This window comes from Cytobacillus sp. FSL K6-0265, from assembly GCF_038003465.1.
Taxonomy (GTDB): Bacteria; Bacillota; Bacilli; order Bacillales; family Cytobacillaceae; genus Cytobacillus; species Cytobacillus stercorigallinarum.
This window is the reverse complement of the sequence record NZ_JBBOPE010000001.1, coordinates 3,247,098-3,264,300: the sequence shown is the minus strand read 5'-3', so window position 1 is coordinate 3,264,300 and position 17,203 is coordinate 3,247,098. Positions and strand designations below refer to the sequence as shown.

Below are 17,203 nucleotides of genomic sequence, written 5' to 3'. Positions count from 1 at the left end.
TAAGTTCTATAGAAATGAAGTACAGTAAGAAGTAGTTTCAGTTTTTACAAAAGAGGGACTGACCATGTATAATGGGCTTAAAATATATTAAGGGAGTCGAAATATGCCTAAGCTTGATGAAACATTAACGATGCTAAAAGAACTAACTGATGCAAGAGGGGTTCCAGGTAACGAACGAGAAGTACGTGAAGTGGTGAAAAAATACATAGAACCGTTAGCAGATGAATTATCAACTGATGGACTTGGTAGTTTGATTGCTAAAAAGGTCGGTCAAGCAGATGGACCCAAGATTATGGTTGCCGGTCATTTAGATGAAGTAGGCTTCATGGTGACAAGTATTGATAAGAAAGGCTTTTTACGGTTTCAAACAGTTGGAGGTTGGTGGTCACAAGTGATGTTGGCCCAACGTGTGACAATTGTCACTACAAAAGGTGATGTGACTGGTGTAATTGGTTCGAAACCGCCGCATATCTTGCCAGCAGAAGCGCGTAAGAAGACAATTGAGATTAAAGATATGTTTATTGATATCGGTGCTTCTAGCCGAGAAGAAGCATTAGATTGGGGCGTAAAACCAGGTGATATGGTTGTTCCATACTTCGAATTCACTGTGATGAATAATGAGAAAATGTTACTTGCGAAAGCGTGGGACAACAGAATTGGGTTGGCGATTGCCATTAAAGTACTTGAAGGATTGAAAAATGAAATCCATCCGAATACAGTATATGCTGTAGGTACAGTACAAGAAGAGGTTGGCTTACGTGGGGCCAAAACAGCTGCACACATGATTGAGCCGGATATCGGCATTGCTGTTGATGTGGGTATACCAGGAGATACACCAGGCGTAACGGAAAAGGATGCGCTAAGTAAATTAGGTGACGGTCCTCAAATTATTCTCTATGATGCTTCTATGGTGTCACATAAAGGTTTAAGAGATTTTGTAACAGATACAGCTGATGAACTCAATATCCCTTATCAGTTTGATTCTGTACCAGGTGGTGGCACGGATGCAGGATCGATACATTTAACATATAAAGGTGTGCCAGCGCTTTCAATTACAATTGCGACAAGATATATTCATTCACATGCAGGTATTCTTCATCGTGATGATTTTGAAAACGCAGTAAAACTAATTACAGCTGTGATTAAACGACTAGATAGTGATACAGTTGCAAAATTAACTTATGAATAAGAAAAAACAGCCTGATGATAGGCTGTTTTTTTCTTATTGTAATCCGTTTTCTAACGTTTCTAGCATTTCTTTTTTTTCAGTTTCAGATGAATTTTGCCAAATGACTTCAAATAATACGCCAAGGCCAGGGAGCATTTTTTCTTCGCCTGTTTGTATCGCATCAACAATGGTATCTTTTAATTCATCTTGTGAATTACCTGAAACATTGTGTAAGATGGCATTACGTAAATTTAAATTCATAAAAGTAAACACATCCTTCGTTAGAATTCGTTACGATTATAGGGTTTCTCATTTAAGATTTATTATGTATGAGTTTTTCGGTATAATGAAATATTAATGGCACGTGTGATGTTGAAGGAGCGAAAAAATGAAGTACATACAATCAGCAAAAAATCCGCAGGTGAAGCAGTGGAAAAAGCTTCTAAAGAGGAAAGAAAGAGATATAACAGGTACGTTTATCGTTGAAGGGTTTCACCTTGTTGAAGAAGCATTAAAAGAAAATCGTGTAAAAGAGTTAATTATTAGTGAGGAAAAGGATATACCACAAAGTTGGAATATAGGAGACTGTTCCGTTTATATTGTACCGGCACATGTAATTGGAGACTTAACTGATACACAAACACCACAAGGAATTGTGGCCGTCTGTTATCAAGAAGAAGAAAGATCTTTCGATTCGCTTGTTGCGAAGAAATTATTACTATTAGATGAAGTGCAAGATCCCGGAAACTTAGGAACAATGATTCGTACAGCTGATGCAGCTGGCATGGATGCGGTTATCATCGGTCACGGAACAGTGGATCCGTATAATCCCAAAGTTTTACGATCTGCTCAAGGCAGTCATTTTCATTTACCAATTATCCATGGCAAGTTGGATGAATGGATGACGGCATTAAAGGAAAATAATATTCCTGTATACGGTACAGCATTAGAAGGAGGTAAGGAGTATCAAAGCTTTGCACCACTGGATGATTTTGCCTTGCTCGTTGGTAATGAAGGGAATGGTGTAAACAAAGATTTACTTACACAAACAACCGCCAATCTGTATATTCCTTTATATGGTAAGAGTGAGTCCTTAAATGTAGCTGTAGCAGCAGGTATATTGCTATATTATTTGCGAAATGTATAATGCGTAAAAAAAACGTGAGAACAATTTGAATGTCAACTCATAATGTAATATAATAAATAGCAAAATGAAATAAGTAAAAGCTATGATAGAGACAAAGTAAAGTATGTTTTGTTCATATAGGGAGAAAATGCCTGTGACTGAAAGCATTTTTATGAGCGGCTTACTCGAAATTTCAGCTCTGGAGCAGACATCGGGACCATCGAAAATTTTTGATGTAAAGATGCGCCGGCTTTTTGCCGTTATCGAAATGAAGCGAATACAGCATGTTTGTTATTGTTGTATTAAAAAGGGTGGTACCGCGATTCCAAACCTCGTCCCTTTCATGGGATAAGGTTTTTTATTTTGCCAAAAAAGTATTAAAAGGAGGAATTTAAAGATGCAAGAGCGTTTAAAAGAATTGCAAGGAGAAGCGTTAGAGAAGGTTTCTGCGGCAATGGATTTAAAAGAATTAAATGATATCCGCGTTGCTTATTTAGGTAAGAAAGGCCCGATCACAGAAGTATTAAAAGGAATGGGGAAGCTTTCAGCGGAGGAACGCCCAAAAATGGGTGCATTAGCAAATGAAGTACGTGATCAAATTACGCAAGGAATAACGGCAAAACAAGTGCAATTAGAAGAAGCGCAAATTCAAGCTAAGCTTGCTGCAGAAACAATTGATGTCACATTACCAGGTCGCCCTGTACATACTGGTAATCATCATTCTTTAACTAGGGTTGTAGAAGAAATTGAAGACTTATTTATCGGAATGGGCTATACCGTAGCGGAAGGACCTGAAGTGGAGAAGGATTATTATAATTTTGAAGCGCTGAACTTACCAAAAGGTCACCCTGCCCGCGATATGCAAGATTCATTCTATATTACAGAGGATATTTTATTACGAACACATACTTCTCCTGTGCAAGCTAGAACGATGGAAAAGCATGAGGGGAAAGGTCCAGTGAAAATTATTTGTCCAGGAAAAGTATTCCGTCGTGATAATGATGATGCGACTCACTCTCATCAATTTATGCAAATTGAAGGACTTGTTATAGATGAAAATATTCGTATGACAGACTTAAAGGGTACGCTAGAAGTATTTGCGAAAAAAATGTTCGGCGAAGAGAGAGAAATTCGCCTTCGTCCAAGTTTCTTCCCATTTACTGAGCCATCTGTAGAAATGGATATCTCTTGTATGATTTGTTCTGGAGAAGGCTGTAATGTATGTAAAAAAACCGGTTGGATTGAGATTCTAGGTGCAGGAATGGTACATCCAAATGTACTTGAAATGGCAGGTTTTGATTCTAAAAAATATACAGGGTTTGCCTTTGGAATGGGCGCTGAGCGTATCGCAATGTTAAAGTATGGTGTCGATGATATTCGTCATTTCTATACAAATGATAGTAGATTCTTAAAGCAATTCTCAATTCATGAATAAAGGGGGAGGACAACGAAATGTACGTTTCATATAAATGGTTACAAGAATATGTTGACTTATCTGGGATTACACCAGAAGAATTAGCAGAGAAAATCACAAAGAGCGGGATTGAAGTTGAAGGTGTAGAGACACTTGATGAAGGAATTAAAGGTGTTGTCGTCGGTTATGTGTCTGAAAAAGAAAAACATCCAAGTGCTGATAAATTAAATATTTGTCAAGTAGACCTTGGTGATGGTGAACTTGTGCAAATCATTTGCGGGGCTCCTAATGTTGATAAAGGACAAAAGGTGGCAGTAGCAACTGTAGGTGCAGTATTACCGGGGAATTTTAAAATTAAAAAAGCAAAATTACGTGGCGAAGCTTCGAATGGAATGATTTGTTCTCTTCAAGAACTAGGTTTTGAAAGTAAGCTAGTCGCTAAAGATTATAGTGAAGGAATTTATGTGTTTCCAGCAGATACAGAGCTTGGAACCAATGCATTAGAGCAATTACACAGAGATGATCAAGTATTAGAATTAGGGTTAACACCTAACCGTGCAGATTGCCAAAGTATGCTTGGTGTGGCTTATGAAGTCGCTGCTATTTTAGGAAAAGATGTGAAGTTACCACAACCAAAGGTAGAGACTGTTTCTGAAAGAGCGGCTGATTACATCACTGTAAAGGTTGAAGCAGCAGATGATAATCCATTATATGTCGCTAAAGTAATCAAAAATGTAAAAATCGCTCCATCACCACTATGGTTACAAGCTCGTTTAACAGCAGCTGGTATTCGTCCACATAATAATGTTGTTGATATTACGAACTATATTTTACTTGAATACGGTCAGCCATTACACGCGTTTGATTATGATCGCCTAGGTTCGAAAGAAATTCTTGTTCGCCGTGCCAACCAAGGTGAAAAAATCACTACGCTTGATGATGCTGAGAGAGAATTAACAACTGATCACCTAGTTATCACAAATGGGGAAGTACCAGTTGCTTTAGCTGGTGTAATGGGTGGAGCAAATTCAGAAGTAGGTAATGAAACAACGACCGTACTACTTGAATCAGCTTATTTCACTGGCGGTGCAATTAGAAAGTCCTCGAAAGATCACGGATTAAGAAGTGAAGCGAGTGCGCGCTATGAAAAAGGTGTTGATCCACAGCGTATCCGTCCAGCTGCAGAAAGAGCAGCGCAATTACTCACGCAATATGCAGGCGGAGAAGTATTAGAGGGATCAGTAGAAGTTGACACATTAAAAGTAGAACCTGCTGTTATTTCCATTACCATTGATAAAATCAATCGTGTCCTTGGAACAACGTTATCAGTGAGCGAAGCAAATAACATTTTAGAAAGATTGCAATTCACGACAGTGGTTGAAGAGAATGAAATGACAGTAACAGTGCCAACAAGACGTGGTGATATTACGATTGAAGAGGATCTTGTAGAAGAAGTGGGTCGCCTATACGGATACGATAATCTTACTTCAACATTGCCAGGTGGAACGGCTTCAGCAGGTAGTCTAACGCCTTATCAAAAGAAACGACGTATTGTTCGTCAATACTTGGAAGGTGCTGGATTATATCAAGCCATCACTTACTCATTAACGAGTGCAGAAAAAGCGCAAAACTATTGCTTAGAAGTAAGAGAGCCAATCAAGCTTGCGATGCCGATGAGTGAAGAGCGTAGTGTGTTACGTCTTAGCTTAATTCCGCATTTATTAGAAGTCCTTAAGTATAATAGTGCGAGACAAATTGACGCTACTGCTGTTTATGAAACAGGATCTGTTTTCTTAAGTACAGCTAAGAATGAGTTACCTGAGGAAAAAGAACATTTAGCTGCGGCCATAACAGGTTTATGGGAGCTACACCAATGGCAAGGGGAGAAAAAGCCAGTTGATTTCTTTGTTCTGAAAGGAATTCTAGAAGGATTATTTAGTAAGCTTGGCTTGTTAGAGCAAATCACGTTTGCCAAATTGGAGAAAGACGGTCTACATCCAGGTCGCTCAGCAGAAGTATTCTTAAATGAAACGAGTATCGGGTTTATTGGTCAAGTTCATCCAAATGTTGAAAAAGAATTAGACTTAAAAGAAACGTATGTTTTTGAACTATCATTAGAGAAATTACTACATGCTGAAATGAATCCATTACGCTATGAAGCTATTCCTCGTTACCCATCTATTACGAGAGATATTGCTTTAGTGGTCGATCAAACAACAACGGCTCAAGCATTAAGCACTGTCATTCGTGAAGCAGGCGGTAAATTATTAAAAGACGTTCATGTATTTGATTTATATGAAGGCGATCGAATGGAAGAAGGTAAAAAATCCATTGCCTACTCACTTAAATATTTTGATCCAGAACGGACATTAACAGATGAAGAAGTAGTAAAAACACATGACAAAGTATTAAAAGCATTAGAAGAAAAAGCTGGTGCTGTCCTTCGCGGATAAATAATCATAAAAGTGATACTCACCGTTATTTTGCGGTAGTATCACTTTTTTTGCACAGTTTAGGTAAAAGGGGAACTTCGCTATAGAAATAAGCGTGAGAGAGTGGGGGCAAAAGGAAGAATCACAGGTCTCAAAAAAGGCTGAGACATAACTAAATGAGCTAACCTCAAAAAAGAACAATAACAAATTGATCTTAAAATATCATTTGAAAAAAAGTCCGTTCCATAGCGCTACAGTCACTTGCTTTCGCGGGGAGGGGCTGAGTCTCCTAAGGCATTGCCTGTGGGGTCTCAGCTTTCCCTCTATTTCCCGCAGGAGTCGAGTGTCTTCTACTCCATTTCACTATTCTTTTCATATAAGGGTTCAAATCAACAAAAAACCGAATGATTAGATGCTAGAACTCCTAATCATTCGGATAAATCATTAGCTAGCATACTTATGTCCCAACCTCACCCTATTGCCTTAAGCTTTATACTTTTTTCTATAAAGAGCCTTTGCTTTTTCGGTGTTAGCAAAATGAAGTTTCACAAAGTACTTTAGAGAATCTTCACCATGTATATGTATTAATTTCGCTCCGCATTCGTCTACCTTAGGGCCGGCACCTTTTGTTAGTGGGAAGCCAGCTTTTTTACTTAATTCCTCGAAACGAAGGAGAAACGCATAGCGCGCAAGAATCGATGCAGCTGCGACAGCGAGATGGACAGATTCACCTTTCGTACTGAAATATACATTTTCTCTTTGGATATTGGCTTGAGATTTTAAATAATTATAATAGACTCCTTCTTGAGCAAATTGATCGATCAAGACAGCGTCTGGTTTCTCCGGTGACATTTTTCCAAGCACACTATTAATAGCTTGGTTATGAAGGAGGGCTTTTAGCTTGCCTTGAGACATTCCTTTTTGTTGCATGTTGTTATATTTTTCATTATGAAGTGTAAGTAAACTAAAGGGAATGACTTCTTTAATTTGCTTAGCGATATGGATAATTCTTTGATCGTTTAAATTCTTAGAATCTTGCACGCCCAGCTCTTTTAATAGCGGGATATTCGTTGCACTTACATAAGCCGCTACCACTGTCATTGGTCCAAAATAATCTCCTGTCCCAACTTCATCTGAGCCAACAACGGATAAGGATGCAAAACGATCCGGTAATTTAGATCCTTTCGGCGCGCTTGCTTTCTTTTTCGGTGCGACTGCACTACTAGAGCCACCCCATTTATCTGCTTCCGATTGACAGCCAGCTCCCTGAAACAATACTTTACCTGATTTGTAGGCAGTTATTGTACAGTTGTTTGTTTTAGCAGTAAAAATACTACCGGGAGGCTGTTTCGGTGATAGTAGAGCTTGGTAATGTGTTTTCATTTGTTGCAGTTCTGCTGTTGATTTTTTTAATACAATTTGGCTCATCATTGATTCCTCCTATTTTGACAATTCCTCTGTCTTTTTGACAAGCTTTGACTTCCCTCAAAAAATGGTTCGTGTTATGATAATGTTTAGGATTCTTCAGAATGGGGGCTTACATGTTGTCAAATACTGATAAAAACCGGACAAGGGTTGATATATATGGTATCCCGTATACAATTGTCGGCACGGAGAGCTCCAGCCACATCCGTTTAGTTGCATCCATGGTGGATGAAACAATGAGAGATATTAGTGCAAAGAATCCTTCGCTCGATATTAGTAAACTTGCTGTTTTAACAGCTGTGAACACAATGAACGATTATTTGAAACTTAAAGACGAAGTAGAACGTCTTAAAGAAGAATTAAATAGAGTAAAGGACTGACACGAATTATGCTTGATCTTGCCATTATTATTATGTTAATCTTCGGGTTTTTCATAGGTCTACGAAGAGGATTAATTCTTCAAGCTATCCATCTATTAGGCTTTATTGTCGCCTTTGTTGTGGCAAGACTATATTATGAGCCGTTAGCTCCTAAATTAACCTTATGGATTCCATATCCGAACTTCGGGAATTCACAGCTTGAAACGATCTTAGGAAACACAGACTTAGAGACAGCTTATTATCGCGCAATTGCATTTGCAATCATTTTCTTTGCAGTTAAGATTGTATTACAAATTATCGGCAGTATGCTAGATTTTCTCGCAAGTTTTCCGATATTAAAACAATTAAACAGTTGGGCTGGAAGTATTATAGGATTTATAGAAGTTTATCTTATCATGTTTATCTTATTATACATAGCAGCATTATTGCCAATAGATAGTGTGCAGTCAACTCTGGACGGCTCGTTTATGGCAAACCTTATTATTGAGCATACACCAGTGTTTTCCCAGCAGATAAAAGAGTTATGGATTGATTATGTAGCTTCTTAACTTCTCTACCTTAGGAAGAGAAGTTTTCTTTATTTGAAGCCAATCTTTTATTGGATGGGGCTACCATTAAGGGTCAAGACTGTCTAGAACTATTGAAATATTGTATGATTTTATAGGTAGCAAGAAAACGGGAAAGACTAAGAAAATATGAATGTAAATGAGGCGATACACTTATGACAATTAATAAAAAGGATGTTGTTCATTTATTAGAAACGATTGCTATTTATATGGAGTTAAAGGGAGAAAACCCTTTTAAAACGGCTGCCTTTCGTAAAGCAGCAACGGCTTTAGAAACAAGTGATTTAACGTTGGATGAAATAGATGATTATACGACTTTACCTGGTATCGGTAAGGGGACTTCTACCGTAATCGCAGAGTTTGTAGAAGAAGGCACAACTAGTGTCCTTGATGAATTAAAGAAAGAAGTACCAGCAGGTTTGATTCCACTTTTGCAATTGCCGGGTTTAGGTGGTAAAAAAATTGCTAAGTTGTATAAAGAGCTTGGGGTTAAGAGTGCTGAAGATTTAAAGACGGCTTGTATGAATCATCAAGTACAAGCTTTAGCCGGGTTTGGGAAGAAAACAGAAGAAAAAATTCTCGAAGCATTAGCCAATGTGGGCACAAGACCAGACCGTCTGCCCCTTGCTTTTATGCTTCCGATTGCTGAGGAAATTGAAGGATTTTTATCATCATTTAATAACATCGACCGTTTTTCTCGAGCAGGTAGTATTAGAAGAATGAGAGAGACGATTAAAGATTTGGACTTTATTATTTCAACGACAATGCCTGCTTCAGTGAAAGAACAACTTTTACAATTAGATGAGATTAAAGAAGTGATTGCGGCAGGGGACACAAAAGTATCTGTAGTGCTGGCATACAAATATGATGTCTCTGTTGATTTCCGAATCGTAACACCTGAAGAATTTGCTTCTACACTTCACCATTTTACTGGTTCAAAAGACCATAATGTGCGTATGCGTCAATTGGCGAAGGAGCGCGGAGAAAAAATTAGTGAGTACGGTGTTGAAGATATAGAAAAAGGAACGATCAAAACATTCCAATCAGAAAAAGATTTTTATGCTCATTTTGATTTACCTTTGTTTCCTCCTGAAATTCGCGAAGACGGGCAGGAAGTTGAAACATATACCGCAAACACGCCACTTATCGAAAATGAAGATATCAAGGGCGATCTTCATATGCATACAACATGGAGTGACGGTGCTAATTCAATCGAAGAGATGATTGCTGCCTGTCGCACAAAAGGCTATCGTTATATGGCGATTACGGATCATTCGCAATATTTAAAAGTAGCTAATGGATTAACAAAAGAGCGGTTATTAAAACAAAGAGAAATCATTCGCCAAATCAACGAACAATATGATGATTTTCAAGTTTTATCAGGGATAGAAATGGATATTTTACCGGATGGTTCCCTAGATTATGAGGATGATGTGCTGAAAGAAATGGATATTGTCATTGCTTCTATTCATTCAGCTTTCTCACAATCAGAAGAGCAGATTATGCACCGATTAGAAAATGCAATGAGAAACCCACATGTTGATATTATTGCCCATCCAACAGGTCGATTGATTGGGAGACGGGATGGATATGCTGTCAATATCGAGAAATTATTTGCACTAGCAAAAGAAACGAATACTGTACTTGAATTAAATGCGAATCCAAATCGGTTAGACCTCGCAACAGAAGCATTAAAATTAGCACAAGAATCTGATGTCAAGATTGTCATTAATACTGATGCTCATAAAATAGAAACACTCAATCATATGGAAGTGGGTGTATCCGCTGCAAAGAAAGCATGGTTATTAAAAGATACAGTGCTTAATACATTTGAAGCTGATGATTTATTGCAGTTTTTAAAGAATCATAAGTAAAGAGAACGGTTAGATACGGAAATGAAGGGGGATTACCTCATGCAAGATAGAATTTTGAAAATGCTCGAATTTCATAAAGTTAAAGAGCAGCTTTTAACCTATGTGTCCTCAAGTCTTGGGAGGAAAAAAGCGGAAGACTTAGTACCATCAACAGACTTTTCTGAAGTGCTTAAGTTGCAAAACGAAACGGATGAAGCGGCTCAAGTGTTACGTATGAGAGGCAGTGTGCCTTTAGGGGGGATTTTTGACATTACTCCTCACTTAAAACGAACAAAGATTGGTGCGATGTTGAGTCCCCAAGAACTGATGCAAGTAGCTAGTACGATTCATGCAAGTCGACAAATGAAGCGTTTTATTGAAGATTTTGCTGATGAAGAAGAAAATGAAATACCAATTTTGTTCAACTATAGTGAAAAAATCATTGTGTTAGCTGAACTAGAAACGGCGATTAGAAATAGTATTGACGAAAATGGAGATGTCCTTGATAGCGCGAGTGAAAATTTACGCCAATTAAGAACACAATTAAGAACGAGAGAGAGTCGGGTACGAGATAAATTAGAATCAATGATTCGTTCGTCTAGCGCACAGAAAATGCTTTCTGATGCGATTATTACTATTCGTAATGATCGTTTCGTTATTCCTGTTAAACAAGAATATCGCGGTCATTATGGTGGAATTATTCATGATCAAAGTTCTTCTGGACAAACATTATTTATTGAACCACAGTCTATTGTCCAACTAAATAATGAATTACAAAATATAAGAGTAAAAGAGCAACAAGAAATAGAGAAGATTCTTATTCAGCTATCATTATTAACGAATGAGTATAATAATGAGCTTCAGACCATTGTGTATGTTTTAGGTGAGATGGATTTTATGTTCACAAAAGCAAGATATGGAAAGAGCATAAAGGCAAGTAAACCATCTGTAAATGACAAAGGTCATATTAAGCTTTTCAAAGCACGTCACCCACTGATACCCGCTAATGAAGTCGTAGCGAACGACATAATGATGGGAGAAGACTATTCTTCCATCGTTATTACGGGACCAAATACTGGTGGTAAGACAGTCACATTAAAAACAGTTGGTCTATCCACATTGATGGCACAGGCAGGGTTACAAATTCCTGCTTTAGACGGGTCGGAAGTAGCGGTATTTGCTGCTGTTTATGCTGATATCGGTGATGAACAATCAATTGAACAGAGTTTAAGTACTTTCTCGTCACATATGGTCAATATTGTTGATATTTTAGAAAAAGTGGACGGTAATAGTTTAGTCCTTTTTGATGAATTAGGTGCAGGAACAGACCCGCAAGAAGGGGCAGCTTTAGCCATTTCTATTTTAGATGAAGTGTATAACAGAGGGGCTAAAGTCATTGCTACAACCCACTATCCTGAGTTAAAAGCTTATGGTTACAATCGTGAAGGGGTTGTAAATGCCAGTGTTGAATTTAATGTAGAAACGTTGAGTCCTACTTATAAATTACTGATTGGCGTTCCTGGGCGCAGTAATGCTTTTGAAATTTCAGGACGTCTTGGTTTAAATGAGCGTGTCATTACCAATGCCAAGGAATATATAAGTGCTGATAGTAACAAAGTAGAAAATATGATTGCCTCATTGGAAAGTAGTAAAAAGCAAGCGGAGGCAGAACGTGAAGAAGCATATGCCTTATTAAAAAACGCTGAGAAGCTTCATAAAGATTTGCAAAAACAAATGGTCTCCTATTATGAAGAAAAAGATGTGTTAGAACAAAGAGCAAAAGAAGAAGCTGCATCTATTGTAGAGAAAGCGAAAGAAGAAGCAGAGAGCATTATTAGCGAACTTAGACAAATGCGCATAGAAAAACACGCAGAAGTAAAAGAGCATGAACTGATTGAAGCAAGAAAACGTCTATCTGACGCCGCACCTGAAATAGTGAAGAAGCAAAAGAAAAAAAGTGCCAATCAAACGCATCAATTCCAGCCTGGAGATGAAGTAAAGGTATTAAGTTTCGGTCAAAAGGGGCAACTATTAGAAAAACTAGCTGAAAAGGAATGGAGTGTCCAGATCGGCATTTTAAAAATGAAGGTGGAAGAAAAAGATTTAGAGTTTATTAAAGCACCTAAGCCGATAGAAACAAAACCGATGGCAACTGTAAAAGGAAAAGATTATCATGTCAGTTTGGAGCTTGACCTTAGAGGCGAAAGATATGAAAACGCTCTTTTGAGAGTTGAGAAATATATTGATGATGCTCTTCTAGCAGCCTATCCGCGCGTGTCTATCATTCATGGAAAAGGAACAGGGGCGCTAAGGCAAGGTGTACAAGAGTATTTACGAAATCACCGTTCCGTCAAGTCTATTCGTTTTGGTGAAGCTGGTGAAGGTGGAACAGGTGTCACTGTGGTAGAATTTAAATAATGATTGTCTTTACACATGAATGAAAAACATGTAAGTGCGAAAAGAATTCATTAAAAAATTGTGGGGAGAACTTAAAATGAATCAGTTTTGGGAGAATGAATTTGTTCATACCGCTGCCTACTTTAGTGTGGTTATTCTATGTATGATTGTCTTTTTAGCAGTATTTGAGCTAGTAACAAAGTATAAGAATTGGGAAGAGATTAAAAAAGGAAATGTTGCTGTGGCAATGGCTACGGGTGGTAAGATATTTGGGATAGCCAATGTGTTTCGTCATTCAATTATGCATAATGATCATTTACTTGTCATGATTGGTTGGGGCGTGTTCGGTTTTATTTTATTGATAATCGCTTATTTTGTTTTTGAATTCATGAGTCCGAATATAAAAGTAGATGATGAAATACAAAATAATAATATCGCTGTTGGACTGATATCTATGATATTATCAATCGGAATTTCTTATATTATCGGTGCAAGCATATCTTAGGGAGCGTAATTGAATGGAGAGATTAGCAAAAATATTACTTGTATTATGCGTATTATTTATCTTAGCGGGCATCATCTTTATGATATAAAGGTATTGATTTATTCGTTACATCTAGACAATTATTCGTATGCGCCATACAGCGAATAGTTGTCTAGTTTTTTATTTACAGTAAAAGTACCGCCAAACTTTTACTTACTATACAACCGTTCTTCCTCCTTCATGGTGGCTATGGTTTATGCTATTTAGCATAAGATAAATGGACTTGTATAAAGAGGCGCCTTTAGTAAATAAGGCACAGATTTATCTAATTTCCATTTGTTTTGCTTACAAGTGTATATTATAATAAAAGGTGAACAATTTTAAATGTTCTAAAAATATAATATTTGGGGAGGGTCGTAAATGTCTGAAGAAAAACCGTGGCTGAAGCTGTACCCTAATGAAATCCCATCAACACTTGATTATCCAGAACAGCCCGTTCAGGAGTTTTTAGTTAATGCCGCAAATGAGTTCCCTGAAAAAAAAGCCATTCACTTTATGGGTAAAGAGTTTACGTATCGTTATGTCTATGAATCTGCGCTAAAAGTTGCAGGTTACTTGCAAAGCATCGGAATAACGAAAGGCGATCGAGTGGCTATCATGTTACCTAATACCCCGCAGTCAGTCATAAGCTATTATGGTGTTCTATTCGCAGGGGGAGTGGTCGTCCAAACAAATCCACTTTATATGGAAAGAGAACTTGAATTCCAAATGAAGGATTCAGGAGCGATTGCTATTATCACAATGGATATACTTTTTCCGAGAGTGACTAAAATACTACCGCAAACCGAATTGAAACATGTAATTGTAACCGCTATCAAAGACTTTTTACCATTTCCAAAAAATATTGTGTATCCATTTATCCAGAAAAAGCAATATGGCTTATCAGTCAATGTTAGACACGAAGGCAATTATCATTTATTAACAGAAATATTAAAAGGTGAAGTAAAACCAGTTCAAACATATGATATAGAATTTAATGAAGATTTAGCACTATTACAATATACCGGTGGGACGACTGGATTTCCGAAAGGAGTTATGCTTACCCACAAAAATTTAGTTTCCAATGCTGCGATGTGTAAAGCATGGCTATATCAAACGAAAAAAGGCGAAGAGATTATTCTAGGTATACTGCCGTTTTTCCATGTATATGGTATGACAACGGTTATGATCTTAACGATTATGGAAGCCAACAAAATGGTTTTGCTTCCAAAGTTTGATGTTGAAACGACCTTGAAGACGATTGAAAAGCAAAAGCCAACACTTTTCCCAGGTGCTCCGACCATTTATATTGGATTATTGAATCACCCCAAAATTAAAGAATTTGATCTTTCTTCGATCGATTCCTGTATTAGTGGATCAGCTGCACTACCTGTTGAAGTTCAACAAAAATTTGAAGAAATCACTGGCGGTAAATTAGTAGAAGGATATGGGCTAACAGAATCTTCACCTGTGACACATGCTAATTTCCTTTGGGATGAACCGAGAGTGAAAGGTAGTATTGGTATACCTTGGCCCGATACTGATGCAAAAATTATGTCTACTGAAAATGGCGAATTTTTACCTGTTGGTGAAATTGGTGAGATTTGTGTGAAAGGTCCACAAGTCATGAAAGGCTATTGGAACCGTCCGGACGATACCGAACAAACTTTAAAAGACGGTTGGTTATTAACAGGAGATTTGGGGTATATGGATGAAAACGGCTATTTTTATGTAGTTGACCGTAAGAAAGATATGATTATAGCCGGTGGATTTAATATATATCCTAGAGAAATAGAAGAAGTGTTATATGAACATGAAGGTGTCCAGGAAGTAGTAGCAGCTGGCGTGCCGCACCCTTACCGCGGAGAAACAGTGAAAGCTTATATTGTTAAAAAAGAAGGTGCCAATATTACAGAAGATGAACTAAATCAGTTTGCTAGAAAACATTTGGCTGCTTATAAGGTACCGAGAATTTATGAATTTCGTGAAGAACTACCTAAAACAGCAGTAGGAAAAATCCTAAGAAGATCTTTAATTGAGGAAGATAAAAAGAAATTTGCTGAAGAGCAAAATGAGGCGATAAAATAATCGGGCCATGTGGCTCATTCTTTTTGAATCCTAGAGCTTGTCCAACTTAAAAACATAATAATTATGCAAAGATTCTTGACAGAACAATCATTAGATAATAATATAATTTTATGAATGACTATTCATTCATTTTTTATCATTCGGAATGGTTGTTCTGTTGATTAGGTGGAAACGAGTATCTCCATTCCGGTATACTCTTTGTTAGGCGCAAGAGTGATATAGGGGGAGAATGATTTTGAAGAAGAACAAACCAAAATATAGACAAATTATTGATGCAGCAGTGATAGTCATTGCTGAGAATGGCTACCATCAATCACAAGTTTCAAAGATTGCTAAACAGGCAGGCGTGGCTGATGGGACGATTTATTTATATTTTAAGAACAAAGAAGATATCTTAATTTCCCTCTTTGAAAACAAAATGGGTCACTTTGTTGAAATGATTGAGGAGAAAATAGCAGGAAAAGTAAGAGCAGCAGAGAAGTTATTAATGATGGTCGAAACCCACTTTCATATTTTATCTCAAGACAAACATTTAGCTATCGTGACACAATTAGAATTAAGACAATCAAATATCGATTTACGGCAAAAAATTAATGCAATCTTAAAAGGTTATTTAGGCTTAATCGATTCAATCTTACTCGAAGGGAAAAAAACGGGTGAGTTTGCTAGTAATCTTGATGTCCGATTAGCTAGACAGATGATCTTTGGGACAATGGATGAAACGGCAACAACATGGGTGATGAATGATCAAAAATATGATTTAACTGCGTTAGCACCTGAAGTTCATCGTCTTTTAATTAGTGGTTGCAAAAGCAGTAATTAAAAATAATGGAGGTAAGAAAAAGTGGAATACTTAAATTGGAAGATTGATAATGAAATTGCAACAATTACCATTAGTCGCCCTCCTGCCAATGCACTATCATCTGGGTTGATTGAAGAATTAAGCGAAGTACTGGATCAGATCGAGCCAAATCAAGATATTAGGGCGATTCTCATTCATGGTGAAGGCCGCTTTTTCTCTGCTGGAGCAGATATTAAAGAGTTTACTTCTATCCAGAATGATGAAGGTTTTTCGCAATTAGCAGAAAATGGACAAGGGCTCTTTGAGAGAATTGAAACCTTCAAGAAACCTATTATTGCAGCCATTCATGGTGCAGCTTTAGGTGGAGGTTTGGAACTTGCAATGAGTTGTCATATTCGCTTAGTTGCAGAAAATACAAAAATGGGACTACCAGAATTGCAGCTCGGATTAATTCCTGGATTTGCTGGTACACAACGTTTACCTCGATATGTAGGAACGGCAAAAGCAGCTGAAATGATTTTAACGAGTGATCCAATAACTGGGCTAGAAGCTGTACAACTCGGTCTGGCCAATCATGCTTACCCTGAAGAGGAACTGTTAGAAAATGCCTACGCAATGGCACAAAAAATCGCCAAAAAGAGCCCAGTATCTGTCGGTGCAGCATTAGAATTACTGAATTATAGTAAATCCAACCGCTATTATGATGGAGTGAAAAAAGAAGCAGAGCTTTTTGGTCAAGTTTTCGTAAGTGAAGATGCGAAGGAAGGTATTTCTGCTTTTGTTGAAAAGCGAAATCCAGTTTTCTCAGGAAAATAATTTTTTAAATATAAACGTTTTTCATTACCAATTTGGTTTATAATCTATTATAATAGATTTAATAATTCAAATTGTTTAAAAAAATAATCGATTTGAAAAGTTTTTTTGGGAATAGGTTATTGTAAGACTGAGCATACGCTCAGTCAACAATTTAGTTTTATTTGTCAAAATCTTATGAAGCAATGGAATGTTTGTAAAATTAGGAGGCGAAAC

At 37.4% G+C, this 17,203-nt stretch carries 14 protein-coding genes and 1 other annotated feature; of the genes, 12 read left to right on the top strand and 2 right to left on the bottom strand.

The features are described from left to right. The first annotated feature begins 103 nt into the window (after positions 1-103). Entirely contained in the window at positions 104-1,189 is a 1,086-nt protein-coding gene (locus MHH73_RS16460; RefSeq protein WP_341068166.1) for a M42 family metallopeptidase, read from the top strand. Between the two features lie 33 nt (positions 1,190-1,222). Here MHH73_RS16460 and sspI read toward each other — a convergent pair whose 3' ends face one another. Further along, the gene (gene sspI / locus MHH73_RS16455; protein WP_095372333.1) at positions 1,223-1,429 is read right to left on the bottom strand and encodes a small acid-soluble spore protein SspI; all 207 of its coding nucleotides are present in this window, start codon (positions 1,427-1,429) and stop codon (positions 1,223-1,225) included. A gap of 127 nt (positions 1,430-1,556) precedes the next feature. Here sspI and MHH73_RS16450 point away from each other — a divergent pair, with 127 nt between their 5' ends. The 3 genes from MHH73_RS16450 to pheT all read left to right on the top strand — a co-directional run bounded on the left by MHH73_RS16450 (position 1,557) and on the right by pheT (position 6,161). Next, positions 1,557-2,315, top strand: a complete 759-nt coding sequence (locus MHH73_RS16450; protein ID WP_341068164.1) for a TrmH family RNA methyltransferase — start codon at positions 1,557-1,559, stop codon at positions 2,313-2,315. A gap of 73 nt (positions 2,316-2,388) precedes the next feature. Next, positions 2,389-2,637, top strand: a binding site (T-box leader). Positions 2,638-2,691: 54 nt separating this feature from the next. Beyond that, positions 2,692-3,729 carry a phenylalanine--tRNA ligase subunit alpha gene (gene pheS / locus MHH73_RS16445; RefSeq protein WP_191810081.1) on the top strand — a complete coding sequence of 346 codons (1,038 nt, stop codon included), beginning with the start codon at positions 2,692-2,694 and terminating at the stop codon, positions 3,727-3,729. Positions 3,730-3,746: 17 nt separating this feature from the next. Further along, positions 3,747-6,161 carry a phenylalanine--tRNA ligase subunit beta gene (gene pheT, locus MHH73_RS16440; protein WP_341068162.1) on the top strand — a complete coding sequence of 805 codons (2,415 nt, stop codon included), beginning with the start codon at positions 3,747-3,749 and terminating at the stop codon, positions 6,159-6,161. Between the two features lie 462 nt (positions 6,162-6,623). Here the strand turns inward: pheT and rnhC are convergent, their stop codons facing one another. Then, positions 6,624-7,571, bottom strand: coding sequence for a ribonuclease HIII (rnhC, locus tag MHH73_RS16435; RefSeq protein WP_341068160.1), 948 nt, complete (start codon positions 7,569-7,571; stop codon positions 6,624-6,626). A gap of 110 nt (positions 7,572-7,681) precedes the next feature. On the opposite strand from rnhC, the gene zapA reads away from it, so the two are divergent. The 8 genes from zapA to MHH73_RS16395 all read left to right on the top strand — a co-directional run bounded on the left by zapA (position 7,682) and on the right by MHH73_RS16395 (position 16,990). Beyond that, positions 7,682-7,945, top strand: coding sequence for a cell division protein ZapA (gene zapA / locus MHH73_RS16430; RefSeq protein ID WP_225230364.1), 264 nt, complete (start codon positions 7,682-7,684; stop codon positions 7,943-7,945). Between the two features lie 8 nt (positions 7,946-7,953). Further along, on the top strand, positions 7,954-8,493 hold the full coding sequence (locus MHH73_RS16425; protein ID WP_191810089.1) for a CvpA family protein: 540 nt from the start codon (positions 7,954-7,956) through the stop codon (positions 8,491-8,493). A gap of 173 nt (positions 8,494-8,666) precedes the next feature. Then, complete coding sequence (gene polX, locus MHH73_RS16420) at positions 8,667-10,385, top strand: DNA polymerase/3'-5' exonuclease PolX (RefSeq protein ID WP_341068157.1); 1,719 nt, start codon at positions 8,667-8,669, stop codon at positions 10,383-10,385. Between the two features lie 39 nt (positions 10,386-10,424). Then, the gene (locus tag MHH73_RS16415; protein ID WP_191810093.1) at positions 10,425-12,782 is read left to right on the top strand and encodes an endonuclease MutS2; all 2,358 of its coding nucleotides are present in this window, start codon (positions 10,425-10,427) and stop codon (positions 12,780-12,782) included. A 76-nt stretch (positions 12,783-12,858) separates the two neighbouring features. Beyond that, positions 12,859-13,266: a DUF350 domain-containing protein gene (locus MHH73_RS16410; protein ID WP_191810095.1), complete on the top strand. Its 408-nt coding sequence runs from the start codon at positions 12,859-12,861 to the stop codon at positions 13,264-13,266. Between the two features lie 399 nt (positions 13,267-13,665). After that, positions 13,666-15,372, top strand: coding sequence for an AMP-binding protein (locus tag MHH73_RS16405; RefSeq protein ID WP_191810096.1), 1,707 nt, complete (start codon positions 13,666-13,668; stop codon positions 15,370-15,372). A 235-nt stretch (positions 15,373-15,607) separates the two neighbouring features. Beyond that, positions 15,608-16,195 (top strand): TetR/AcrR family transcriptional regulator, encoded by a 588-nt coding sequence (locus tag MHH73_RS16400; protein WP_191810099.1) that lies wholly within the window; start codon positions 15,608-15,610, stop codon positions 16,193-16,195. Between the two features lie 21 nt (positions 16,196-16,216). After that, positions 16,217-16,990 (top strand): enoyl-CoA hydratase, encoded by a 774-nt coding sequence (locus MHH73_RS16395; RefSeq protein ID WP_191810101.1) that lies wholly within the window; start codon positions 16,217-16,219, stop codon positions 16,988-16,990. The last annotated feature ends 213 nt before the right edge of the window (positions 16,991-17,203 follow it).